This is a genomic window from Jeotgalibacillus salarius (assembly GCF_004405125.1).
Classification (GTDB): domain Bacteria; phylum Bacillota; class Bacilli; order Bacillales; family Jeotgalibacillaceae; genus Jeotgalibacillus; species Jeotgalibacillus salarius.
Window position 1 is genome coordinate 15,662 of the sequence record NZ_SORX01000010.1, and the last position, 26,142, is coordinate 41,803.

The 26,142-nt window shown below is 37.6% G+C and carries 23 protein-coding genes; 16 read left to right on the forward strand and 7 right to left on the reverse strand.

Annotated features, from left to right (window positions below; translation table 11 throughout):
- The first annotated feature begins 125 nt into the window (after positions 1-125).
- Together glmS and E2626_RS14240 are read left to right on the forward strand one after the other, a co-directional pair.
- A complete protein-coding gene (gene glmS / locus E2626_RS14235; RefSeq protein WP_134382456.1) occupies positions 126-1,928 on the forward strand; it encodes a glutamine--fructose-6-phosphate transaminase (isomerizing) in 1,803 nt (600 codons plus the stop codon).
- 243 nt (positions 1,929-2,171) lie between these two features.
- The gene (locus tag E2626_RS14240; protein ID WP_134382457.1) at positions 2,172-5,939 is read left to right on the forward strand and encodes a hypothetical protein; all 3,768 of its coding nucleotides are present in this window, start codon (positions 2,172-2,174) and stop codon (positions 5,937-5,939) included.
- Between the two features lie 403 nt (positions 5,940-6,342).
- Here the strand turns inward: E2626_RS14240 and E2626_RS14245 are convergent, their stop codons facing one another.
- From E2626_RS14245 to E2626_RS14260, 4 genes are all read right to left on the reverse strand, one after another.
- A complete protein-coding gene (locus E2626_RS14245) occupies positions 6,343-7,101 on the reverse strand; it encodes an adenylate/guanylate cyclase domain-containing protein (protein ID WP_134382458.1) in 759 nt (252 codons plus the stop codon).
- Positions 7,102-7,121: 20 nt separating this feature from the next.
- Entirely contained in the window at positions 7,122-7,874 is a 753-nt protein-coding gene (locus tag E2626_RS14250) for an adenylate/guanylate cyclase domain-containing protein (protein ID WP_134382459.1), read from the reverse strand.
- 1 nt (position 7,875) lies between these two features.
- Positions 7,876-8,475 (reverse strand): Pycsar system effector family protein, encoded by a 600-nt coding sequence (locus tag E2626_RS14255; protein ID WP_244094342.1) that lies wholly within the window; start codon positions 8,473-8,475, stop codon positions 7,876-7,878.
- Positions 8,476-8,994: 519 nt separating this feature from the next.
- The gene (locus E2626_RS14260) at positions 8,995-10,641 is read right to left on the reverse strand and encodes a restriction endonuclease (RefSeq protein ID WP_134382460.1); all 1,647 of its coding nucleotides are present in this window, start codon (positions 10,639-10,641) and stop codon (positions 8,995-8,997) included.
- 183 nt (positions 10,642-10,824) lie between these two features.
- Between E2626_RS14260 and E2626_RS14265 the strand changes: the two genes are divergently transcribed.
- Positions 10,825-11,676 (forward strand): DUF2785 domain-containing protein, encoded by an 852-nt coding sequence (locus tag E2626_RS14265; protein ID WP_134382461.1) that lies wholly within the window; start codon positions 10,825-10,827, stop codon positions 11,674-11,676.
- 148 nt (positions 11,677-11,824) lie between these two features.
- Here the strand turns inward: E2626_RS14265 and E2626_RS17565 are convergent, their stop codons facing one another.
- Positions 11,825-12,001, reverse strand: coding sequence for an aspartyl-phosphate phosphatase Spo0E family protein (locus tag E2626_RS17565; protein ID WP_134382462.1), 177 nt, complete (start codon positions 11,999-12,001; stop codon positions 11,825-11,827).
- A gap of 590 nt (positions 12,002-12,591) precedes the next feature.
- Between E2626_RS17565 and E2626_RS14275 the strand changes: the two genes are divergently transcribed.
- Positions 12,592-12,906 carry a hypothetical protein gene (locus tag E2626_RS14275; RefSeq protein ID WP_134382463.1) on the forward strand — a complete coding sequence of 105 codons (315 nt, stop codon included), beginning with the start codon at positions 12,592-12,594 and terminating at the stop codon, positions 12,904-12,906.
- Positions 12,907-12,931: 25 nt separating this feature from the next.
- Positions 12,932-13,234 (forward strand): helix-turn-helix domain-containing protein, encoded by a 303-nt coding sequence (locus tag E2626_RS14280; protein ID WP_134382464.1) that lies wholly within the window; start codon positions 12,932-12,934, stop codon positions 13,232-13,234.
- Positions 13,235-13,368: 134 nt separating this feature from the next.
- On the opposite strand, the gene E2626_RS14285 is transcribed toward E2626_RS14280, so the two are convergent.
- Positions 13,369-14,460 (reverse strand): DNA alkylation repair protein, encoded by a 1,092-nt coding sequence (locus E2626_RS14285; RefSeq protein WP_134382465.1) that lies wholly within the window; start codon positions 14,458-14,460, stop codon positions 13,369-13,371.
- Positions 14,461-14,722: 262 nt separating this feature from the next.
- Here E2626_RS14285 and E2626_RS14290 point away from each other — a divergent pair, with 262 nt between their 5' ends.
- Positions 14,723-15,316, forward strand: a complete 594-nt coding sequence (locus E2626_RS14290) for a plastocyanin/azurin family copper-binding protein (protein WP_244094343.1) — start codon at positions 14,723-14,725, stop codon at positions 15,314-15,316.
- 162 nt (positions 15,317-15,478) lie between these two features.
- Here E2626_RS14290 and E2626_RS14295 read toward each other — a convergent pair whose 3' ends face one another.
- A complete protein-coding gene (locus tag E2626_RS14295) occupies positions 15,479-16,408 on the reverse strand; it encodes an Ltp family lipoprotein (RefSeq protein ID WP_134382466.1) in 930 nt (309 codons plus the stop codon).
- 470 nt (positions 16,409-16,878) lie between these two features.
- Between E2626_RS14295 and E2626_RS14300 the strand changes: the two genes are divergently transcribed.
- From E2626_RS14300 to E2626_RS14345, 10 genes are all read left to right on the forward strand, one after another.
- Positions 16,879-17,901 carry a DUF1835 domain-containing protein gene (locus E2626_RS14300; RefSeq protein ID WP_244094345.1) on the forward strand — a complete coding sequence of 341 codons (1,023 nt, stop codon included), beginning with the start codon at positions 16,879-16,881 and terminating at the stop codon, positions 17,899-17,901.
- A gap of 131 nt (positions 17,902-18,032) precedes the next feature.
- The gene (locus E2626_RS14305; protein ID WP_134382546.1) at positions 18,033-18,347 is read left to right on the forward strand and encodes a hypothetical protein; all 315 of its coding nucleotides are present in this window, start codon (positions 18,033-18,035) and stop codon (positions 18,345-18,347) included.
- A 179-nt stretch (positions 18,348-18,526) separates the two neighbouring features.
- On the forward strand, positions 18,527-19,546 hold the full coding sequence (locus E2626_RS14310; protein ID WP_134382467.1) for a hypothetical protein: 1,020 nt from the start codon (positions 18,527-18,529) through the stop codon (positions 19,544-19,546).
- 36 nt (positions 19,547-19,582) lie between these two features.
- The gene (locus tag E2626_RS14315) at positions 19,583-19,831 is read left to right on the forward strand and encodes a hypothetical protein (protein ID WP_134382468.1); all 249 of its coding nucleotides are present in this window, start codon (positions 19,583-19,585) and stop codon (positions 19,829-19,831) included.
- 79 nt (positions 19,832-19,910) lie between these two features.
- Positions 19,911-20,558: a hypothetical protein gene (locus tag E2626_RS14320; protein WP_134382469.1), complete on the forward strand. Its 648-nt coding sequence runs from the start codon at positions 19,911-19,913 to the stop codon at positions 20,556-20,558.
- A 203-nt stretch (positions 20,559-20,761) separates the two neighbouring features.
- Complete coding sequence (locus tag E2626_RS14325; protein WP_134382470.1) at positions 20,762-21,079, forward strand: PadR family transcriptional regulator; 318 nt, start codon at positions 20,762-20,764, stop codon at positions 21,077-21,079.
- Positions 21,066-21,632, forward strand: coding sequence for a DUF2812 domain-containing protein (locus E2626_RS14330; protein ID WP_134382471.1), 567 nt, complete (start codon positions 21,066-21,068; stop codon positions 21,630-21,632). The genes E2626_RS14325 and E2626_RS14330 overlap by 14 nt, the downstream gene beginning before the upstream one ends.
- 539 nt (positions 21,633-22,171) lie before the next feature.
- Complete coding sequence (locus E2626_RS14335; protein ID WP_134382472.1) at positions 22,172-23,794, forward strand: sensor domain-containing diguanylate cyclase; 1,623 nt, start codon at positions 22,172-22,174, stop codon at positions 23,792-23,794.
- A 341-nt stretch (positions 23,795-24,135) separates the two neighbouring features.
- Positions 24,136-24,909, forward strand: coding sequence for a TerC family protein (locus E2626_RS14340; RefSeq protein WP_134382473.1), 774 nt, complete (start codon positions 24,136-24,138; stop codon positions 24,907-24,909).
- A gap of 364 nt (positions 24,910-25,273) precedes the next feature.
- Positions 25,274-26,098 carry an undecaprenyl-diphosphate phosphatase gene (locus tag E2626_RS14345; protein WP_134382474.1) on the forward strand — a complete coding sequence of 275 codons (825 nt, stop codon included), beginning with the start codon at positions 25,274-25,276 and terminating at the stop codon, positions 26,096-26,098.
- The last annotated feature ends 44 nt before the right edge of the window (positions 26,099-26,142 follow it).

Genomic DNA, 26,142 nt, shown 5'->3' on the forward strand with positions numbered 1-26,142 from the left:
CGTTCGCCTGAAGCGGAAATCACCAGCCAACTTTAACAGAGCAAAAAACTAATAGAGAGATAAAGGGGGCACGTCCGTCCTCTATACGGTCATGCCCTCCTTATACTCACAGGAGGAAACTTATTATGTGTGGAATTGTAGGATATATTGGATCAAACGATACGAAGGAAATTTTGCTTAAAGGTCTTGAAAAACTTGAATACCGCGGTTATGACTCTGCTGGAATCGCAGTGAAAAATGACGACGGCGTATCTGTATTCAAAGAAAAAGGACGCATCGCAGACCTTCGTTCAGTTGTGGACTTCAGCGTTAATGCGAACATCGGAATCGGCCATACGCGCTGGGCAACACACGGCGCACCAAGCCATGTGAACGCTCACCCTCACCAGAGTACAACCAGCCGTTTTACACTTGTACACAACGGTGTCATCGAGAACTATGCACAGCTGAAGCGTGAGCACCTTGCAGACGTTGAGCTTGTATCTGAAACGGATACAGAAATCATCGTTCAGCTAATCGAAAAGTTTGTAAAAGAAGGCCTTGAAACAGAAGCAGCATTTGCTAAAGCACTGACAGAACTGAAAGGTTCATATGCAATCGCGCTGTTAGATAACCAGAACGAAGACACAATCTTTGTTGCGAAGAACAAGAGCCCGCTATTAGTCGGTCTTGGAGAAGACTTCAACGTTGTTGCATCTGATGCAATGGCTATGCTTCAGGTAACAGATGAGTACGTTGAACTGATGGACAAAGAAATGGTCATCGTGACAAAAGAAAGCACAACGATCAAAACGCTTGCTGGCGAAACAGTTGCACGTGATTCTTACAAAGCAGAAATCGATGCAAGTGACATCGAAAAGGGTACGTACCCTCACTACATGCTAAAAGAAATCGACGAGCAGCCTGCTGTAATGCGTAAAATCGTTCAGGCTTACCAGAATGAAGAAGGCGAGCTTTCAATCGCGAAAGATACACTTGATGCAGTAAATGCATCAGACCGCATCTATATCATTGCCTGCGGAACAAGCTATCATGCAGGACTTGTAGGGAAAGAGTACCTTGAAAAAACAGCGAAAATCCCGACTGAAGTACACGTTGCAAGTGAATTCGTATACAACACACCATTACTATCTGAAAAGCCATTATTTATCTTTATTTCTCAAAGTGGTGAAACAGCAGACAGCCGTGCCGTACTTGTACACGTTAAAGAACTTGGACACCCTGCACTAACACTGACAAACGTAGCAGGCTCAACACTTTCACGTGAAGCAAACCACACACTTCTGCTACATGCAGGACCAGAGATCGCAGTAGCTTCAACAAAAGCTTACACTGCACAAATCGCAGTCCTTGCCATCCTTGCTGAAGCAGCTGGAAAAGCAAAAGGCTTCGAAATGAAATTCGACCTGATTCAGGAAATGGGTATTGTAGCAAACGCAATCCAGACACTGACAGACGACAAGGAAGCATTCGAGCAAATCGCACGTGACTTCCTAAGCACAACACCGAACGCATTCTTCATCGGACGCTCAATGGATTACCATGTCGTTCAGGAAGCAGCGCTTAAGCTGAAAGAAATCTCTTACATCCAGGCTGAAGGCTTCGCAGGCGGCGAGCTGAAGCACGGAACAATCGCACTTATCGAAGACGGCACACCAGTCGTTGCCCTTGCAACACAGGAAAACGTCAACCTGAGCATCCGCGGAAACGTCAAAGAAGTAGCAGCCCGCGGTGCCAGCACATGCACCATCTCAATGAAAGGCCTCGAAGAAGAAGGAGACAGCTACGTGATCCCACACGTACACGAACTGCTTGCACCACTAGTATCAGTAGTGCCTACGCAGTTGATTGCTTACTATGCAGCGCTTCATAGAGATTGTGATGTTGATAAGCCACGTAATTTGGCAAAGAGTGTTACTGTAGAATAAATAGAATTTTTAGAAAAATTTGTTTGAATATGTAGTACGATGGAACCCTTTCCGTTACACTTGTAGTGAGTGTGATGGGGAGGGTTTTTCTAATCTCTAGAAATTATGAATTAAGAAACTAAATCAAATCATCAAAAGTGATTAACAAATATAAACATTAAAGTTATAACTTAAAGAAAATAGACACTTTATTACACAATCCAAATAAAATTTAGAATCTAATTGAAACGGAGGGTATTAGATTTGAGTTATTTTCAAGTGACTTCAGAAGATATTACAAAGCTAAAGGATTTTGAACTAACGAAATTATTATCTACTTTACTTTATAATGAAGCGGAGAAATATGGGATAGTGAAAAGTTCCGTATCAGTAGCATTGAATATTACAGTAGGAGACGGAGGAGAAGACGGTAGTATTAAATGGGAAAATAATATTGAATCTACGGATTGGTTGCCTAATAGATATACACTTTTTCAAGTGAAAGCCACAGATATGCCACCATCGACTTGTAAACAAGAAGTCTTAGGACCTAATGGGAGCTTAAAAGATAGAGTTGAAGATGTCATAATTTCTCAAGGGTCTTATATACTTTTTCATAATAAAGAATTAAATCAAAAGCAAATTCTACATAGAATTGAAGCTATAAAAGAAGCTGTTATTTCTGTTAGAAATGATATTAACCCAAGTATTGAAATATATGATGCAAATAAGATTGCAGAATGGTGTAACCAATATGTTGCAGCAATTTATTCAGTATGGGAGTGGAATGGAAAGCCAGTCTTAGCGGGGAGTAAGACATGGAATGAGTGGAATGGCCATAAAGAATTTCAGTCAGATTTTGTTTCCACCTTTGAAACGGACCAAATGATTGGAGATCTAAGAGAATATTTAAAGGATGAAAAAAAAGTATCTAGAATAATAGGGTTGCCTGGTAAGGGGAAAACTAGACTAGCTTTAGAAGTATTTAGGAGTGACGGCAGTATAGATATAGAGGTCTTAAATAAAAGAGTAGTTTACATAGACGCGACTTACTCTAGAGAGAGTATATTTACTTCTATAGCGTCTTGGAGAAATTTAGGCATCTCAGGTGTACTTGTTGTAGATAACTGCGATTATGAATTACATAAAATTTTAAAATCTGAAGTAGAGCATGCTGAAAGCAAGTTTAGTTTACTTACTATAGATTATAACTTGCATTCTTCTGCTTCTTCTGATCCTCTAATAAATTTGGAAGATGTTCCAAATACGATAATTGAAGGGATTATCAAAAATTCTTATCCTGGGATGAGCGAAGAAGACTTAAAAAGGATAGTAGCTTTTGCTGATGGGTTCCCGAGTATTGCTACACTGCTTGCTGAAGCGAGAATTAATGATCTTGAAACAATAGGTAGTATTCAAGACGAGACTTTAGTAAGAAAGTTATTATGGGGAAGAGATACAGTTGATGACTCAGCCTTGAAAGTTATAGAGGCTTGTGCAGTTTTTGAACATTTAGGATTTATGCAAGAAAAGGAATTTGAAATGGAGTATGTTGCTGAACATATATGTGAGGTATCCATAGACGATTTTTATGAAAAGTGCCATTATTTTATAAAGAAAAAGATAATAGTTCAACATGGTAGATATATAAAATTAGTTCCAAAAACTTTAGCCATAACTCTAGCAGCTCAGTGGTGGGAAAAATGTAGACCTCAAAAAGCTCAAGAGATACTTTCTAATCAGGATATGCCCTCATCAATGGTTGAGCAGTTATGTAATCAGATATCAAAACTACACTTCTTAGAAAAAGCAAAAGAACTAACTTCTAGCTTATGTGGCATACAAGCTCCTTTTGGCCAAGCAGAGATACTAAGTTCTAAAATAGGGTCTCGTATCTTCTGCTCATTTGTTGAAATAGACCCTGTCGTAACTGTAGAAGCATTAGATCGAGAGTTTGGGAATATGAAGATTACTGAATTAAAGAAAGTCAAAGAGGGTAGACGAGATTTAGTGAGGTCATTAGAAAAGTTATGCTTTTGGGAAGAGACTTTTAATATGGCGGCAAAAACTTTGGCAAAATTTGCAGCTGCTGAGAATGAGCACTGGTCAAATAACGCTACAGGGCAATTTAATCAACTTTTCCATTATATTTTGTCAGGTACACAAGCAGATTTAAAGAGTAGATGTTCTGTTATTACCTGGGCAATATTTCATAAAGATAAAGAATTAAAGAAAATAGGCATTGGTGCAGCGAGCCATGCTTTGAAAAGTAGAGGATTTTCCAGAATGATCGGTGTTGAAAACCAAGGAACTCGACCATCTATGCAAGAGTGGAAACCGGATACATGGGCTGAAGTATTTGAATACTGGGATCAAATAATAAGTATATTAGTAGAATCTATTACTAAAGAAGATGAATATTCCGATTTAATATGTGAAGTATTCTTAAAAAATATATTTGGTTTAATGAGAAGCGGATATGTTGAGAACATTGATCAGCCTTTGAGGGTTATCTTTGAGAAGAAAAACAATTATTGGCCAGAGTTTATAGATGAAATTAATCAGGCTTTAAAATTTGAGGGATCGAAAATGCCTAAGAATGTGATTGACTTAATTAAAGGTTGGGAAGATACATTACAGCCGCAAGATACCATAACAAAAGTTAAATTATTCGTTTCTAATGCGAATGATGACTATATCTTTAATGAAGAAGAGGGAAGTGGAAGTAAATATCGAAATGCTGCTCAAGATAAAATAGACCAACTTATAGAGGAAATATATCCGGACAAAGCAAATGAGTTAGAATCAATTGTCAATGTATTGGTGGTAGGTGAACAAAAACAAACATTCTATTTTGGCAAGCAAATATCAAATAAGATGTCGCGTAAAGAAAAAAGTGTGCTATTAGAAATTGTTTATATAAAAATTAAAGAATTGTTAGATTCTAAAGAGAACGAACAAAAGGTTAACATGAATTTATTAGGAGGTATTTTAAGTTCTATACAAATAAGTGAGCCAGAATTACTTCAAGGATTTTTAACACGATTAGATAATTCACCATACTCGCATATTCTTGTAGAATTAATCAGATTCATTCAAGTAGACAAAGAGATATTAAATTCTTTACAGAAACATCTTAAAGAATCAATCATTACTGCGGATAGCCTAATAGGGTTGGCTTATAGTCCAGCTTTAAGAGATATCAGCGAAGATAACTTAATGCCATTTTTAAGAAACCTATATGAGCTAGATGAAGGCTATAATCAAGTTGTTACTTGGAAAATATATTACAGGTCCTATCTTCATACAAAAACAATTACACTGAGTACATCCCAACATATAATCTATTTCTTGGAAAATTCTTCTGATATATTTTCTGAACAAAGTGTTTCCTACGAAATAGTCGATGTGCTAAATAATTTGTTTAGTTTAGAATTTATAAATAAAGAAAATTTGAGTCGAGATATTTTAAACAGGTTACTTGACATGTTAGAGAAAGATATTAAATATAGTTTGGAGAACTTAATTAGTGAATATATAGAAGTGATTATTAAGAATACACCTATTACTAGCTGGGAAGTATTATCTATAAAGCTTTTAGAGGCTGAAGGTATCTACAAATACAGGTTGAATAACATTTTAGGAAATAAATTTTTTAAAGAAGAGTCTTCGGTTTTGCAATACATTCCTGTGGAATTTTTAAAAGAATGGGCAAAGGGTGAGCAGAGGGCTCCGCAAGTGTTAGCAGACATTTATCCTATAAATTTAAAAGGGAGTAATGATTTAATTGAACATTTAATAATTAATTATGGAAGGGATGAAATGGTATTGGGAAATGTTGACCGTCAGTTACGTACTTTTTCTTGGTCTGGATCTCTGATACCATATTTTGAAGGGTTGATAAGGTTCTATAAAAAATATGTTCAGGCGACACCTCCTGTGAGGCATTGGGCCTTGAAGAATATTCACTATTTGGAACAGGATATAAAAAAGGAAAAGATAAAAGAAGAAGAGGAAGATTTAAGATTTTAACAATTCTCAGTTGGAAATAACTAGCTATATGACACACAGTAATGACCCTGCTACGGTCCCAATTGCAACATAATTTGATTAGATTATATATTAAGTAAAATAAAAAATAAGTGTATGTAAGATGCAATTTAAAAACTTGTACTGCTCTAAAAGGAAATTATTACAGTACAAGTCAAGTGAGTAAATAATCACCTTATAGTTGCTATTTAGAATAACTGTTTAAAGGTATAGTGACTTACAAACATAGAAAGACATCATGTTTTATGGGACATATCAGATTGATTAAAAAATACAGTACATTAGCACCCTTTTCATTGCACTTGCAGTGAGTGTGATGGGGAGGGCTATTTATTTTAAAATTTACAGGGAGATAACGGTTTGAAATGATTACATTTAAAGAGAATTATTTCATTCCGGTATTAATCCAATCATCAAATTTCTCCTTGATAATACACGCGTGATAGTAGTCGCCGAACTTTTCATCATAGGCCTTAGTATACCAAGACTTAGGTTCTTTATTTGAGTTTTTTTTCACTTGTAATTCTATCATGTTATCATAAAAAAGTTTAGACATTACAATAGGCTGTATACCTCTCTTATTGCCTAAGTCTGAAAGCTTAGCAGCTGTAGCTACAGACTTGCCTATCCAAACGAGGTTATTTATACCTGAATTCTTTCTACCGGCTTTAACAGCAAGAGTTGGACTAATCGATAATCCTATTCCAGCCTTAATTTCAGGTAAATCTCTATCTAATAGTAATTTATTCAACATTTTCATATATGTATTAATGTGAAATGCACGATTTGCAATCTCGTACACATCGCTTTTGGTAGGGGCTGAGTAAACTGCGAATACACAATCCCCTCTTATGCCAATTTCTTTCAATTCTTTATCTTCAGTTCCGCTTCTTAACATCTCAATAATTTCTGAAGTGAATCCTCGTACAACTTTTGCAATTTCTACATCTTCTTGTTCCGTGAATAGCGATGTAGAGTCTCTTAAATCAACAAATATTGCACCCGCCCAAGCCTTGTAACCATTCGTGTAAGTAAAGCCTTCATTGTTGGGAAACTGATCTACTTCTTTTACTGTGTCCGTGTTATCTAGGATCTCTTCTATTTTATGTTTTCTAACCTTAAAATCGTAACTTAGTTCTTCCAATTAAATCTCCTCCAAAAATATTATTCCATACCATTGTTTAACCATTCATTAAAATCATTTATTACTACATATCCGTGATAGTAATCTTCGAACATTGGTTTTGTAAACCAAGAAGACATTTTACTTTCTGGTCTTATTTTTAATTCTATTTCTATCATATTAGTATAAAAAATATCTGACATAACTATAGGGCCTCTGCCTTCTTTATTACCCAAATCAGATAATTTGGCAGCATTTGCAACAGATTTCCCAATCCATACAAGGTTATTTATACCTGTATTCTTTCTGCCAGCTTTAACTGCTAGTGTTTCACTTGTTGCTAATCCTATACCAGCTCTTATATTTGGTAAGGTCCTATTAGTTAATAGTGTGTTTAACATACGCATATAAGTGTTAACGTAAAAAGCTCGTGTTGCTACTTCACGTATATCCTCTTGAAAGGGTGTAGAATAAACTGCGTATACACAATCTCCTCGAATACCAATTTCCTTGAGTTCTTTATCATCTAATCCATCTCTTAATATTTCAATAATTTCGGATGTAAAACCGCGGATTACCTTAGCAATCTCAACATCGTCATATTCTGTGAATAGTTTTGTTGATTCTCTCAAATCTACGAAAATAGAAGTTGCCCAGGCCTTATAACCGTTTGTATAAGTAAAATCTTCATCCCTAGGGAATTGCTGAATATCTTCTTTTACGGCATCAGTATTATCTAAGATTTCTTCAACCTTTTGTTTTCTTGATTTGTAAGGATAATTTATTAATTTCAATTTACATTCCACCTGCTTTTACTAGGATAATCCCAAACACAAAAAGAATTACTATCGCTGTGATACCAATAAAAGAAAACTTAATTCCTTTACTGTAATTGTGATACTTAGCAGTAGCTATATTGGCGTTTATATAAATTTGCCCGATAATATCATCAATTTCATCAGATTTAGAACGACTGTAAAATTTTGATTTAAAATCCTTATAATGATGTCCAGATATACTCTCAAAGAAATAAAGTGAATTAGCTATATCAATTTCATTGCTAAAGGATGCTTCTTTGGATAAACGGGGTGTTAATACTCTAATTAGATTATATACTCCGTAAATAAAGGTGGAAAAAGCAATTACCAGAAATGTTATATATAAAATATTTGAAAAGCTAATGTTCTTAATGGTAGACTCCGCTATTTCTCCAAACATATTTATTGAATGCTCAGCTGTAAGCGCACTAAGGAAGATACCGATTACAGCTAGTACGATTGAGGCCTTTGTATCACATGATTTTATCCAATCTAAATGTCTATCAAGTTGAATACTACACCTTTCTCTATCCCTCTCTAATTTATCATCTGTTGTCTGATCGTTTGTTGTAGTCATTTTTTCTTCACCTCTCTTATGATATATAAGTAAGAAAATTATATATTATATTTTTCTTACTGGTTTGACAGATAAAATTTTGGCTTATAGTAATAATCTCTGCATTCTTAATAATCATTCTTGCTATAAAAGTAAATTATATAAGGAATATCAGAAGTGAGTAAATAACACTTTGTAGTTGCAATTTTTAGTAGTTTTTATAAGTGTAAAAATTCAGGAATGTGCGAATAAAAAAGAGATTTTTAAATACTGACCATAGAACTAAGGTAAGAGTTAGTTTATTAAAAGAGCAGAGATAAACTTCTTTTCTAAGCTTTTTAACTGCGAATAGTGAATATGTAGGGTGAATTGTGTTGGTGAAACCATAATCTTTAAATTTTTTTACCTCATGACAGACTCCATTCCTACAAATTTGATTTGTTTATACAACTCAAATCAAATTTGTAGGAATCGTTATAAGAATAGGGAACTAATCTCAAAAAAGTTCAATCTAGCTAACATAAAATAATATTTGTTTTCTCAGTTTTGCTTAAGAATCCTCTTAGCTTCCTTCAGATCAATCTTCGCACGATGTCCATGTTTCTCTAATAAATGTAGTAGGTTGCTGCCATTCAGCAATGTGATCGGCTTGTCATTTGCAAAACTATAAGCGTCTGGTCCGTAATCCGCTGTTGATACAAGAATTCCTTTTGTGGCTCCTTCATTAAGCACAGTTCCATAAAGATCTCGTACTGCCGATACGCCAACGACATTTGTATAACGTTTTGCCTGGATCACAATCTTTCCGCCTCTAATAGGATCGGGATCAAAAGCAACGGCATCTACGCCGCCATCTTTACTGGCTTGAGTAATTTTAACTTCACCACCGCTTGAATTAAATTCTTTTTCAAATAGTTCTCTGATAAGGTGCTCAAAGTCTTGCCAGTCCATTGCTGCCAGGTTTGTTTCCTGATTCATGGATGCAGCAACATCATAGGAGTCTACAAAGCGTGTATCTTCGCGATTAATATTTAGAATTGGCGCGATAGGGGTGAGGCTTGATAACTTGCTGCTTCCGACACCTTTTAGATTTTTAAAGCAAATTTTTGGATCTACCTGTTCTAAGTTAATGGCTAGGAATGCATCTTTGTTAGCTTGTACAGATAATATGCATTTCTTCTCATAGTTTCCTGTCGCTTTGTTTAAGGTGTTGACCCATCCGTTAAAAACGATTGCATCAAGTGCTTCGGAAACATCTCCTTCATATAATTCATGAATCGTTCTTAACGTAGTATCATAGAGCAGTTTTTCATAAATTTTATTTACTGCAGCTTCAGTTAGGTAGGATTCGTTGTATTCATCTCTGTTAGCAATGTATTTTACTTCTTTTAGTTTTGGCATTGCTTCAATATCGGGTAAGTTATACTCCACTAACAGTGTTCTCGTTGTTGAGATATACTCAAGGTCATATTCTTTTGGAAAAAGATCGGGGTACTCTGAGTTTGATAAAACCATGTCACAATACTCTTCAATCGCCAGGGGATCGTTATTAAGATATCTTTGCTTTTGAAGTTCAACTGCATCATTGGTTTCTTTTTGTTCTAATTCAAATTCTTTTTTATTCTTCTCCCATTCTGAAAGTAAAACTTCATATTGTGAGAGTGCTTCAGCTTCAGCCGTTTTTATTCGTTCCAGTTCTGATTTCCAATTCTCCATTGCAGTATGAAATTTTTGCTCAGCTTCTTGCGCCTTTTTTTCCTTATTTTTCGAGAAGATTTTATCTGTAAAACTGAATGTTGGTTCGAAATCCTTCTTTAATGGCTGAGAAGGCTGGTGAAGAGGCATTGGTTTAATGGGATAAGGTTCTAAAAAGCTGGAATCATCTCTTAAGTCATCCCAATCAATCTTGTCATCGATATCCAATGTATGTATTAAGACATTGTCTAAGGCTTTTAGAGTTTCTAAAGCTTCAGCCGTTTGCTGAGCGGCATATTCTTTTTTCTCTTCTTTTTCTAAAGCAATCATTTCTTTTTCTTTTTTCTTTTCAAGAATTGCTAGCTGCTTTTCCCACCGCTCATCCCAGTCTTTGATTTGAACAGCTGCCTTCTGTTCAACAACGTGTCTGTCGTTACCCTTGATTAAACGATACTTGTTTAGTCCATCATGCCGAATTTCTACCTGATACATGATATCCCTCCTAAAGTAATAATTTTCAGATAACTATATTTTATCACTATAGTACTGGTAATTTATATAAAATTGTAAATTTTCTTATTGAAAAAGGGTAGGGTAATTGTTTTGAGGTATACTTGGATTATGGGATTTAATGTTAATATAAAAACATAGTCAAAATTACTGAGGAGAAAAACTATGGCATCGTTATCTTACGCTGTTCCTTTAGAAGCATCAGAGTTAAAGAAAGTCTTAAAAGATATACAAGAGGGAGGAGCACCCTGGGAGAAGGAGAAAGAATACATTTACGTTAAATCAATGATAGAACACATTGGTTCGATCGACAGTGAATTACGAGACAGTTTAATCTATGGCACCTTTTGCAAATTGACCTTAGATAAACAGTTGGATCAACAGCTGTTAACCGAACTTTTGGAGTTGTGCCTGGGTGATAATATGCTCTTTAAAGGTATAGGAGAATCCGGATCAGATACCGTTTTCACCAGAGCATTTACGACATTATTAATCACGCTTATTTTATATAGAGACAATGAAGAGGGCTTTTTATCATCCGAAAGGATTTTAGAAATAAAAGATAAACTGATTGATTATATTAACCTTGAAAATGATGTGAGGGGGTTCGTTCCAGGCAAAGGGTGGGCTCATAGTGTTGCTCATGTTGCTGATGCTTTTGATGAACTTGTGAAGAATAAAAATATCACAGAGGACATATATGAAGAGCTTCTAATTGCGCTTTGGAACAAGGTATTTGTTGCTCATACTGTTTATGTTCATGATGAAGATGAACGACTGTTGGTGCCAATGATGGAAATGTTGAATAGGTTATTGAAACATGAGGTTATTGAAAACATGATACAGGTTATTCATGTAGAGCTAGAAAAACAAAAAGAGCTGCTTGAGGAAGAAAGCTTTTGGATTCTATACGCTAACGTTAAGAATTTCTTGAAGAGTTTTTACATCAAGGTTGATGATGTCGCTAATCTAGCGGTGCTCCGGATCAGCATTAAAAAGAGCATCTATGAGATGTGAGGCAATGAGGATAGACGCTGGAAATTTTTTAATCAATATTAGTAACACATTGAAAAAGTTTTTTCCCAATCCAAATGAGCTTTCCCGACAGGTGATCTATTCCTTACTCTCTGAGAGACTATTTTCTTAGCTGTTAGTATTTAGACTACTAGGCCGCTGCATTAGAAAAGTATCTAAGATGTATATTAATCAGCCTATCTAGTTTCTGGCTGCATTTAAGCGTTTGTGTACTGCCTACCCCATGATGATTTGCCGTTAGGAACATTTCTTTTCTCATTTCATCAATTCTCTTCAAAACTATTTTTTCAAGATTATCATGATTCACTGTATGACGCCTCCTAACTATTATATTATTTTCACATAATTGATAGTATAATAACTATTTTAGAATATAGATATAGTATCGACAAAGGTTTTAACAATTAGACAAAAACACTTATATTTTGTCTGTGTAAGTACATGATTATGGTGCCCGTTAATGGACAGGTATGAGAAGCGTTTAATGGGATATCTTGCAAAGAGTGTTGCTGTAGAATAATTATAAAAATCCTGATGAGATAGTGAATATGCTCATCAGGATTTTTTGATATATGTACATTTTGATGATATAACTCAAATGAATTGTGTGGGAATTGTTTTCAGGTCGGGGAGCAAACGACCTGTTTATATGACAGAAGGCAAACCTTATGTCCAGAGCGGTAAGGTTCTCTAAAGTCATTTACTTTTGGTAGCATATATGCTACCATCGACGTTAATTACTACTCTTCGAGAGGTCCCCGTTATGAACTATGAAGTTGTGTTGGCCAGTAATCATGGCTCTGTTTTTGAATTTGAAACACTTTTATTATAAAGAAAGCTGAACAGGCTGCTAGAACTGGGCATCCTCGAGATAAGGTCTGGATTGATCTTGCAAAGTTGTACTATTTTTTTAAGAAAAGGCTTGAAGAATATCCGTTTCCTGAAGAATTCAATGAGCAATCTGAAGAAGATGTTCATCCTCCGGTTGTGAAACCAATCATATTCAATACTCAATTAGATGAATTATATAGGTGGGGAATGAAATATCGCAGCACCGGGAATCATAGGATCTTATATACCGTTCACAACTATAAGGAAGTTGTGCTGCTTCATTATTTTGATAAGCAATACAACGGAAATATTGTGAGAGAAGATATTGTGCCGGCTGAAAAAACGTATGAACCCTATTGTTTCTTACATCCACCTTATTAAATTGATCACTGAAAGGGTGAATCATATGAACCACGACTTTTCAAAACGTCTCGCTGATATTATCGGTCAGGATGAAGTGAAGAAGGTTGAGTACTTTGCAAGTATCTCAGGACAAATCATTGAGGCAAGACATCACCAAAAAATCAGTCAGCAGGGGCTTGCTGATGCAATAGGTGTCGCAAAGTCCACGATTGCAAGAATTGAAGGCGGACTCACTCACCCGACCTCGCTGACACTCTTAAAGATTTCTGAAGTCCTTAATATTCCAATTGTGATTGATGGTTCAAAACATAAAGACAAAAAGGACGGTGGCTATGAGCTGAAATAAAGCATAGCCGCCGTCTTTTGCTTTTCATTAGTAAAAAATCTGTTTACAAAATTTCACTCAATTTGAACGTTTTTATAATTCAAATCAATCGTATCGGAAGTGTTTTCAGAACTGGGAACGTAATAGAAGGTTATTCACCCCAAGCTCACCACAGTATCAGCAACCTCCTGCCCATTAACCAGAAGTACAATTCGATGCTCGCCTGAATAGTGGCGGCGAGTGGTCAGATCTGACCAGTTGTGTGTCCGTGTTCCTGTAAGATGTGCACCGCCGGATACTGTTTTATTAGATAAGAGAAATGACTTGCGGCTTGTCTGTCCTTTTGCTTTGATAAAGTCGATCGCATATTCGATACGAATGTAGACTGGTTCACCTTGTCGGATATTCACCTGATAGTGGAGCTCGCATTTCTCACCTATGTTCAATACGTCAGGCTGTGCTGAGATTGAAGCATGGGTGGTGAGGGTCATTTCCATTGCATAGCCGAATAATGCCATCGCTTCAGGATTTGCGTGTTTGATTAATGTGCGACAGCCGTGTCTGATGATCCAGTCTGTATCGGGATTTTCACCTGCCCACCCGCGTGCGGTTTCAAGTACGAGGTCAGGGTGATCCTTTGAGATGTCATTCAGGTTATTGGCGACACTTTTACGTACATATAACGAAGCATCTTCTCTAAGGATCTCTAAAACAGACAAAACAGGTACCGGATCCTTCTTGAATACGGGCAGCGCCTCACCCCATGGAAGGCGTGGGCGGCAGCCTTCACTGGCCAATCGCCGCACGTGCTCGTTGGGATGCTTTGCCCATATTGCCATTTGATTCATGACTTTATCAGGATCACGCAGTAAAAACGGTCTGATGGCAAACTCAGCAGATGATTTCTGCGTGAAGTTTTCAAGTGCGCTCATAGAAAGGTCCCAATGCTCTTCTGCCTGTCCATACACCGCTACAAAATCCGGGAAAAAAAGATAGGGAAACCCCACACAATCATCCGCAATGTTAAACAATACGTCTAACGCATCTTCATACTTGTCTGGCAAAAACTCACCCAGCTTCTTTGATATTCTGCGGGTGCGAGCCTTGAGTGCCAGCTCGTCCCACGTGTCATCCATGATCGAATTAATAAAGTCTGCTTGATGAAAAGCAGGGTATACCGATTGTACTTTTTGACTGAAATCCAATAAAAAATCTTTCGTATAAATATCTTTTAATTGTGCGGCCATTTTTTCATCATCTCCCGGGAAAGTTCTGCAGACTTTTATGATTCACCTGCTGTAGTGATATTCAGCACAGCAATCTTCTGATCTTTCATCGTAAATTCATATATAAAATAGATAACTAACAACAGTATGGCATATTATCATGCTGAAAATAGAAGAATGAAAAGCTATAGAAACAAAATTTCTGAAATATTAACATATAAACTGATCTTTTTTCGCTTACTCTTCGTTTACTTGTTAACACAACCTAGAAAGGGTGGGAAATATGAAGAAGCAGCAAAAGCGGTTGTTCTTTCCTTTATTTTTATTGTTGGTTTTCACGGTATTGCTCGTAGGGTGTAATTCTAATGATTCCTCTGAACCGGAAGACATGTCCGATGGTGATACAGAGACAACTGAAACTGCAGAAGATACTGTGACAAACGAAGAAGAAGCAACAGAAGAGACAGAAACAGAGCATGAACAAGAGATGGATCATGAAGAAGCTACTGAAGAAACAGAAGAAGACAGTGACCAGGAAATGAACCAGGAAGAAACAACGGAAGATACGGAAAGCGCGAACGGGACTGAAGAAGAAAATGTAGTGACAGAAGATGTGGCTTCACCACTCTTAGCACAAGGTGAAACAACTACTTTCACATTTCAGGATGCAGGGGTTTACAATATTCACTGCGATCCGCACCCTGTGATGAAAATGACCGTTACGGTTGAAGAAGGTGCAGAAATAGAGGGTAATATCGAATTGGATATTGCAGACTATGAATTCAGTGAGGATATTTCTGTCGCGCCGGGCACTGTGATTACCTGGACGAATCAGGATAGTGCAAGACATAATGTTGCGATAGAAATTGGACAATGATTGAACTGGGAAGAAGCTGTTCGGATATCAATAATACCCCTGTGACAGACCCAATTCCCACACAATTTTATTGGCTAATATAGAGAATTAAAAAATACGTGGATGTTAAATACAAATCATTCTACACGAATGGTTTGGCATTTACATCCCCGTATTTTTACATCAAAGCCCTACAGCATCCACCGCATACGTAGCATCCTCAACGCTATACCCTTCAAACACCAACTGGTCGATCAGACCTGCTCTTGAAAAGGATGAGAAATCAAGGTAATTCTCTGCCGATTTTACGGCCTGTTCTCTCCAATCGACAGTGATATTCTCTACGGCATAAGAAGCATCTTCTGTGCTGAATCCTTCAAATTCCAGTTGTTCGACTAATCCGCTCTTTGAAAATGCAGTATAGTCCAAATAATTTTCAGCTGATTTTACGGCCTGTTCTGTCCAGTCAACGCTGATGTTCTCTACTGCATACGTGGTATCCGCATGTTCAAAGCCTTCAAATTCCAATTGTTCAATGAGTCCGCTTTTTGAAAATGCAGTATAGCTCAAATAACTTTCTGCCATTTGTACCGCTTGCTGCTGAGATACCGTTCCAGCTTCTTCAGCCGCCAGTTTTTCTGCTTCTTCTTGTGCTTTCCGCTCCGCTTCCTCTGCTGCCAGCTTTTCTGCTTCTTCCGCCGCACGCTCAGCTTCTTCAGCTGCTAGCTTCTCTTCTTCCGCTTTTCGTTCCTCTTCTTCTGCCGCCAGTTTCTCCGCTTCCTCCTCGGCCTGTCTTTCTGCTTCTTCTTTTACTTCCTTATCATCTTCTTCGGGCGCTTCCTCTCCTTGACTAGTCTCGTTTTCTTCAACTACTTGTTCTGTTTCTTCCCCGACTGCAGTCTGTTCAATATCAGCGACATCATCTTCAACAGGTTCAGCCGTTACACCGAATAAAATAAAAAATATAACGATTGAGGAACCAAAATACAGCAAAACTTTCTTTCTGCTTCTACCGCCTTTTGGCATCCACCGTAATACAAGGTCAGGCTTAATCAAACCGACAATAAACGCCAACATCGATACAAGAAACAGCACCATGAACAAGTTTTCCATGTGTAAACCTCCTTTGGTTTGTAATGGGGGAATAGCTTTCTATAAAAATTCGTTCCTATCTTGTTCACAAAGCTGAACTTTTTGACTACTATGTAGTTTATATTAACTGAATATTTAGATTTATTTTTATTTTAAACGCTTGGACCTTTAAACACAATTAATTTAAATATATTTCCAAAATTATTGTTTGTTTTTTGAAAAAGGTAACGTCAGAATTCTTTTAAAAAAACCATATTTTGGACATTGTGATAGAATATTAACAACTAGTACGCTTCGAGATCAGGAGGTCTACCGTGAATAAACTTGATAAGAGAATGATATACATAGGGGGCATTGTATTACTGTTTGTTTTGTCGCTCATAGCCTATGAAATGATTCAAATTAGCAATTCGTTAAAGTTTATTGCTGACACATTATTTAGAGGGCTGTAGAATCATTGTATTTTACTTAACAGAGGGAGTGTGACATGCGTGATTGATGATTTAAAAGATGCGATTGACTATTTATCAGAGGAGGATGCAAAGAGTGTGCTTCTGCAGACAATGATTCACGTCCGGATGATCCACGGTGCGCGTGAAGAGAGTGAGAAGATGATCGATGAGCTGGTTCATTGGCAGCAGGAGGTTCTTCGTATGGCCTGTAATGAGGATATGCGTGTGGAAAGACCTTATCAAACGGTTCATCTTGTCTGCGGTGAATCACCGGCCGGTTCGCTGAAAGTCGGGCTTGATCGTCATCAGAAAGTCATTGGCTTTCCGGACTTTTTTGGAGACGGACCTGTTAGGCACCTTGACCAAAAGAGTGGTCAGCGGCAGCGTTTGGAGTGGCTAAGAGACCATTTAAATGGGCAGGATGATTATTTTGAAAAGGAATATGAAAAGAGGTTAGCCAAAGCTTTAAAAGAAATTGAAGCTATTCCTCGAGAAGTTCCGATTGTTTTGTGGAGTGGTGAAAATGCGGATGAACAGACGGGTATCCGCTACTTTCTGTATTTGATCCGTGAAAAAGAAAATGTTGTTTCTATTATCAACACTACTATCGCTTTCAAAAAATTATATAACACTGAAACGTTCCAGGAATTTCACCCGCATACTGGCGGAGTTGAACCTGAAAAACTACAGCGGATGTATCTTGGAAATGCAGCAAGACCTTTAACAGAAGTGGAAAGAAGACGTTACGAGCAGGAATGGGAATCGCTATCAGACATGGGTGGTACTTTAAGGATCTGGAAGAATCAGCAGGTTCAAGCTGTTAATGAGAACTACTATGATTCATTGATCTTATCTATTGCTGCGAATATGACAGACGATCAGGGAGACGGGTTTGTCAAAGCAGCAAGGATCATTGGAGAAGCATTAGGGCGTATTGATGATGTTGTCAGCGATATGTTTTTAGAGTACAGGGTTAGATGTCTGGTATATAGCGGTATATTTGAGATTAAAGGCATTCCGAAAAGTATGATGCACTACACTGTGAGCATGAAAGAAGAATAAATACTGACCATGTGACAGACTCAATTGCCACACAATTTGATGTGATTGTCATCATTCAAATGAATTGTGTGAGAGTTGTTTCTGATACAGGTTTAATTACTGAATTTGGCTATTCTTTTGGGGGTAGAGAGATGGCAATATGGAAAATGTATTTAGTTACTGTAATTGAAATTATTTTATTTTTAGTTGTTGGGTTTTTATTAACTGATATTGTACTAAAAAATGTTTATGAAGGTGCTGGAATAAGATTTATAGGCAATGTTTGGGTGGTATGGTTTGGTTTATCTTTTATGCTTTTTGGATTATATACAATCGTACTCTCTTATGTATCAAAAGAAAGTCAATTATTGAAGGAAAGATTAACCTCAAAAACATTTTGGGTCATTTTCGTTGCATCCACTGCTGGGGTTTTTGTTCCATTTTTCATAGGAGAAATTCCTTTTTAGCGCTCCAACAAATGGTGACGCACAACCTGCACCATTCGATCAGTGAATGGTTCAGGTTGTGCGTCACTTTCATTTTTTCTGCATGAATCAAATAAAAATCCTCTTTTTTAAGAGAATGTCTGGAAAACTTTTATTTCCTAACGTAGAGGGTACATGGATAAAAAAGGGAGGTTCTCGGATTGAGGAAAATAGTCAATGCAGTTGGGATGGCTTCTATCGCTCTTTTGCTCGTAAGTTGTCAGTCTAGTGAAGACAACACAACGGAGCAGGATATTGAACCGGCTGATCAACAGGCTCAAAATGAAGTAGAGACAGATGACACAGCGCCGGATACAGAAGAAAGTAATCATGAGGACATGCAGGATGATCCAAGCGAAGCTGCCGGTAAGCAATCAGATAAGTATGAAGAAACCCAGGAGGTTCCTCAATACTTTATCGATTCTCATACATATAATGCGGGCATCGAATTTCTCACAGCATTCACCATTAGGCGTGGCGATGAACAGAACACATCAGCTGAAGAAAGGCTGGTGTCGTCCCTTTTCGAAAACGATCCATCAGAACAGGAGATTCTCAGCTCTTTTACAGAAATGACTGTAGAGTGGCCGCAGCTGACGGTCAATTTTACTGAAGATGGGAATCTTCTCTCTACTACCTCTGCACAATCGAGTATGTTTTATGACTCGCTGACTGGCATCAGTGATCTATATGGGATTGAGGAAGTGTCATTCTTGAATCCGGATGGTGAGGAAAGCATCATCGTAGCTGAAAGGAATGTTGATGCGCCGATCCTGATTGAAGATGAAAGAGGTCTCACGCGCGGCTATTACACCATTTACAATAAAGAGTTAGAACAGACATTATTCCTCCCGGGCGGGGTGTTGGAGGAACCGGTTGAAAATGAGAATGGAGAACCTTTAACCTTTCCGGAAACGATAGAAGCGATGAAGTCAGTGAAGAGTGAGGATGCGTTTTACGCTTCAGCTATTGTAGAGGGGTTTGAGGTGATTAAGGCTACACTTGAGGATGATGTTGCAACTGTTCAATATACGATGGATGAGAAGATTGTCACTGAAGCTGACCAGATTGTGTTCGCAAATGCTATGCAGCTTGCTGCCTTGGATTTTCATGCGATGGAAGTCACTTTACTGAATGAGACGCTTAATGAGAGTGTGATGTATCCGTTGACAGGGCATTGAATTGGTTTAAATCAAAGAGAAAAGGAGAGATTTTAAATGGGTAAAACAATAAGCGGCGCAATTTTAATCATGACTGCTGCCATACTTTATATTGGTTATTATATTACGGGAGCTATTATGGTTAATGCTCAGGGGGTCAGCAGTCCACCGACACTTGTTACTGTTGCCAGGTCCATGACTGAAGAAATTCCTCTTCCTTATTACCTCTCAATTGCTTCGTTAATCCTGGGCATATTCCTTTTAATCTTGGGGATAGCAGAAGAGTTTGTTAAGAAAAAGTCTTGATTAGTCAAAAATACTAATTTTGATAATAGATGGATCTTCATTAAAAGATAGATAACTTAACATGAAAGGAGCTGAGAATATGAAGAAAGGGATAACCATCATTTTAGCTTTAGTAACACTGTCCGCATGTTCTGACAATGAAAAGTCTGATGAGGGTGTTACTACTGATCAAAATGATGAAACTCAAGTAACTTTACTGAGCTCTGAGGAAGTTAGCACTGATAATAAATTGTTTAATGAGAAAGACTTACCGGATGGGATTAGAAGTATGATAGAAAAAGAAATGACGGGCATAGTAGATTTGAAAACTTCACAGATGATCGATAATAACAATATAGAAGATGCAAATTATAAAGGGATGAGCTTCTCGTTTTCCAGTGATGAATCTGACGACTTATATATGGGCTTTGCCATTATGTCAGAGCAGGATTCTTCCTGGAGAATAGAAGAAGTCGGTTATAACAAAGTGTTCAATGATCATGAAATTTCAACGATGACAGCAATGGGTGGACTTGAAACGGATAAGCAGTTCAGTGTTTTAGTAGGGTATGCTCCTGATGAAAACACAGCTTACGCACAAGCAGTTTATAACCGGCGTATTGATTCAGAAGCGATTGTCTCTGAAAGCAGTAAAGCGTTTTTATTTTTTGTAACAGGTCCGGAATTAATAGGTTTTACAGATTTAAAAGCATTTGCTGACAATGATTCTTTAGTATTTGAAAAGTAATCTCTGGTTGAAGTTATTGTCCCTGTTTTGAATACAATTTTACTTGTTTAAATAATCAGAATGAATTGTGTGAGGTTGTTTATGAATGTATCACTCATATTCACTTTCAATAAATATAAAATTTCAATTGACTATTCAGTTCAACTGTATTAATGTGTTTATTAAGTTCAACTATATAGTCAGACTGAATAAAGGATGAGAATATGAAGCATAAATTATTACCGTTGTCTGAGACGATGCATTATATTTTGTTAGCTCTGCGTGAGCCGCGCCATGGTTATGCGGTTATGCAGGAGATAGAAAAGATGAGTCATGGCGATGTGATTTTAGCGGCGGGTACGTTGTACGGTGCGATTGAAAATCTGAATAAGCACGGCTGGATTGAACCGGTTGGAAGTGAAGGACGGAGAAGGATTTATCAAATCACTGAAGAAGGAAGCGCTGTTTTAAAAGCTGAACAGGAGAGACTTTTGCATATCATATCTTTGTATGAGGGAAGTGAAGCAAATGAAAAAATTTAGAATCTTTTTTGATGTTGAGAAAGAAGAACAGTGGCTGAACGAGCAGCTGCAAAAAGGTTATCGTTGCACGAATATAAGCTCGTCCGGGTTCTACATCTTTGAGAAAACTGACAGGAACTATGTGATGCGGATTGATTATCAGGATCGTTTATCAAAGCAAAAGCTTGAAGGATACAAAGCAACCTATGAAGATTTCGGATGGAACTATATGAGCGGATCATGGATGAGTGGAGTCAGGTATTGGCAAAAAGAAGCTGATGGTCAAAATGAAATTTTCTCAGATCGCGAGTCCACGGGTAACTACTACAAAAGGTTAATGACTTATTCATTTTGGCTGGGTACGATGTGTTTGGTTTTTTCTTTTCTGCTTTATAGCGATTCAGGCTTATATCATGAAGGACTTTGGGGGATGGAAGGTTCATTATTCTGGAAAGCATTTTTATTTGAATCACCGTTTGTTCTGTTGAAGCTGCTGCCATTGATTTTGGTTATTTTGTTTGGCAGAAGTTATTATAAAGCTTATCAAAAGTATTCGATGTTAAAAGAACAATGATGACTGTCTAATGTTTTACACAATTCATAACTATGGGAGATAGGAAGCGCCACTGATTCAATCCAGGAGGTGCTTTTTTTATTTCCTTAAAAATAAAAAATATCTTTTTGTACTCAAAACTTTTCCGACATTCTATGCAGAAGCAGGTTAATTGTTATTAGGAAATCTATGGCCGAAGAACTGAAAAACAATATTTTCGTACGTAAGGCAAGTTGTTCTAAGACAATTTACACAAATTTATTAAAGTGCTATCTTTTTAGAACGATAAATAAATGAAGAGTAAATTTACCACTCTTTTAAAAGTTGATAATAGGAATGTCTGTTTCTCTGAGTAGGATTCTGTTAATTGATTTGTGGAAAAATCCTCAGTATGTTCACCGCGAGATCTAACTTGCTTAATCGAAGAAACTGGGATTGTCTGTTTACAGTATGAAGTTTGAAAACAATTTTTACTCAGGAATTCATTTAACTTATTAGCAGTAATTTGAGAATTCAATATGATAATTATTTGTTCCATTTAGAGTTTCGGAGGAAGAACAATGAACTTTTCTTTAAGTCTTCAAGCACGATTAGCCATTATATTTGCCATTACCACTATTCTGTTAATCCTTATTTTCAGCATCGTTTATGGTCAGCGTTCAATTAATCAAATGGAAACGGAAATCGGAAATTCGCTTAGCGACACAGCTTATATGATGGAGAATAACCTCAACCAATATATGTGGTCCAGGTATGGCGAAACAATTTTATTAAGCAGTTTGCCCGCCATCAGACAGCCGGATAGTGGTGAAGAAATTGAATATTTGTTTAATCAATTGCAGTCAACTATTCCTTCTTTCTCCTGGATCGGCTTTACAGATCAGAATGGCACAGTATTGGCAGCTACTGATTCTATACTGAAAGGTGCCGACATTTCCGCTCGTCCAGTTTATACAGAAGCATTGGAGAATCCATTTATAGGAGACGTACATGAAGCGGTCCTTCTCGCCGACCTATTGCCAAATCCGACAGGAGAAGCAATGAAATTCGTTGATATTAGTACCCCTATTTATGATTACAACGATCAGTTTATTGGGGTCTTAGCTACCCACTTAAGCTGGGAGTGGGTGAAAGAAGTAGAGGCAGCTATGCTTGATGCTGTCAAAAACCGTGATAGCATTGAATTTTTTATCGTTAGTAAAATTGATAACAGCATTATATTAGGTCCTGATGAAATGATTGGACAAACGCTGGAGCTGGAAAGTATTGATTTAGCGCAAACCCGTGAGCACGGTTGGATAACTGAAACCTGGCCGGATGGTGATGACTATGTAACGGGTTATATGCTGGAAAATGGTTACAAGGAATATCCCGGTCTGGAGTGGACCATTCTCGCCAGGCAACCCATAGAAGTTGCTTTTACACCTATCAAAGAACTGCTGGCTTTCTTTCTAATAGCCGGAATCACTTTCGTATTGCTTTTTGCAGTTCTCGGTTGGCTTCTTGCCGGAAAAATAGCTTCTCCGCTTAAAAATTTGGCAACTACTGCTGACAGACTTAGATTCGGAGAACTTGTTCAGATTCCGCATTACAAAGGGATTTCCGAACTTGAGACCTTGTCAGCTTCTTTAAGAAAGCTGATCGCCAATCTTACTAAAACGGAATCGGCTTTGGAGGAAATGGAGGAAGTTGCACACACGGATGAACTGACAGGATTGGCAAATCGATATGCGCTCGAGTTGTTTTTACGAAAATACACTCAAAAATACGATAGAGCGATCGTTTTTTACATTGATTTGGATGGGTTTAAAGCAGTCAATGATACATTAGGCCATCTGGCTGGTGATCAATTACTCGTTCAAGTAGCAGCCAGGCTGAAAGAAAATATACAGGAAGAAGAAATGATCGCAAGGGTAGGCGGTGATGAATTCATCGTCGTGCTGCATTCCCCAAAAGAAGAAATGACTGTCAGGGGAAAAAGAGTTGGTGAGAGAATGATTTCATCAATCAGCGAACCCTACTGGTTGAATGGCCAATCTGCCGCTGTTAGTTGTAGTATCGGAGCCGCTTTTTGGGCAGAATCAAGCGCTGTTAGCTTAGAAGAAACAATTAAGATGGCAGATGACGCTTTATATGCAGCTAAGAAGCAAGGTAAAAATCGTGTTCACTTTTATGGCGCTTAGAATCATTCATAAACTATATTATAAATGCTATTTTGATGATTCATTAATCTGTGAAGGCCAGGTGATCGTACTCCAAAAACAGGAGAATTTCATCGTAAATATTATTAGCGTGATTTTTCAAAATAATGTTAGCTATATCTTTCTTAGAAATGTTATACTGTTGATACAACTTAATTGACCTTGACTTTACGTCGAAGGGGAGTAGCTATAGGGAAGCCTATTTCACAGTCGTCATTACGTGGTTTGCGCCATCGGTTGTGATAGCAAAATTTTTGCTTAGCGAGACCTTTGCCTTTTATTAGGCAGAGGTTTTTTTTGTTGAGTAAAAAGGAGGATGACTGATGGAAGCGATTTTATTAGAGTATTTGTGGGTTTTGCTCGTACTGGTGGCGCTGGAGGGACTACTTGCAGCTGATAATGCTGTTGTGATGGCTGTCATGGTTAAACACTTGCCGAAAGAACAGCAGAAAAAAGCGTTATTTTATGGATTGGTGGGAGCATTTGTATTCCGTTTTGCCGCGTTGTTCATGATCACGTTGCTGGTAGACGTTTGGCAAATACAGGCTTTAGGAGCGGCTTACTTATTGTTTATCGCATTCAAGCATATTTATGATCAACAGAAGGGAAAGGAACACTCTGTTGAACCTGAAGCGACAAAGAAGTCTGGATTCTGGATGACTGTTCTGAAAGTCGAGCTGGCGGATATCGCCTTTGCGATCGATTCGATGCTGGCAGCGGTTGCCCTGGCGATTACATTGCCGCATTTGGGAAATATGGAAATTGGGGGCATCAACGGAGGTCAGTTTGGCGTCATGCTGGCAGGGGGGATCTTTGGAATCATCATCATGCGTTTTGCCGCCCATAAATTCGTCAAGCTTTTAGAAAAGTATCCACAGCTGGAAACTACTGCTTTTGTGATTGTCGGCTGGGTAGGTGTGAAGCTTACGGTACTTACTCTTGCACATAAAGATCTTGGAATCCTGCCATATGATTTCGCACATTCGTCAGAATGGAAACTGATTTTCTGGGCTGTTCTGCTTGGAATTGTTGCAGTGGGGGCATTGATCAGTGTGAAGAAGAAAAAAAGAGCAGAAAATATAAATACCATTTATTAAACAGAAGTTGAGTTTACAATGGTACGTGCACTGAGGAAGATCGAATACTAATAAAAACTCGATCTTCTTTTCCCTATTTTAGGGTGAGTTGAATAAATTTAATAACCTACTGCAACCTTTTAAACTAACTTGTGGGGGATCAATTATAAGTATAACAACGCTCGAAATCAGGATAGAACCCTATCCGAAGCAACGTTTAGTATATCAAAATCATATTGAGAGCCTTGTAAATGCAGTTAGTAAAAATGATCAGGGATATTAGTTTATTAATAAAAATAATCCTTTCAAGATACTTTACATCAACGATTTCGTCTTTTTAGTTTAGAAAATAGATTATTGGAAGATCAAAAGGAGATTACATAAAGTGAGTGTATGGGAGCTTTTTATAGCTTTTTTGCTTGGATTTGTGGAAGGATTAACGGAATTTGCGCCGGTTTCATCAACCGGTCACATGATTGTAGTGGATGATTTGTGGCTGAAGTCATCTGAGTTTTTGGGAAGTCCGGTTGCTAATACTTTTAAAGTAGTTATTCAGTTAGGTTCTATACTGGCTGTGGTCGTTGTATTTCGTCAGCGAATTTCTGATCTGCTTGGATTAAATATGGATACACGTGGGACGCAGGATAAGCTTCGTTTATCACATGTTTTCATCGGATTACTTCCCGCCGGCGTGCTTGGTCTATTGTTCGAGGATTATATTGATGAGCACCTTTTTTCACTCAAGACTGTTCTGATTGGACTTGTCATCGGGGCTTTTCTAATGATTGCTGCTGACCTGATCAGCGGGAAGAAAGTAAAGATTGAAACAGTGGATCAGATTTCATATCGTCAGGCATTTACAATTGGATTGATCCAGTGCTTATCCTTATGGCCCGGGTTTTCACGGTCAGGCTCAACTATTTCTGGTGGTGTATTGTTGGGGCTTAGTCACAGGGCTGCAGCAGATTTCACCTTTATTATGGCGATCCCGATTATGATGGGTGCGAGTATGATCTCCCTTTTAAGTAAATGGGAATACTTCACGATGGATATGTTGCCATTTTTTACAATCGGCTTCATCAGCGCATTTGTATTTGCACTGATTTCTATTAAATTCTTTCTTAAGCTGATTAATCGGATTCGCCTGATCCCATTTGCGATTTATCGAATCATCCTGGCTGGTGTAATTTATGTGTTTTATTTTACGTGATATCATTTAAGCTCTGAAACCTGGTCAAATCAAATGAAACTTTT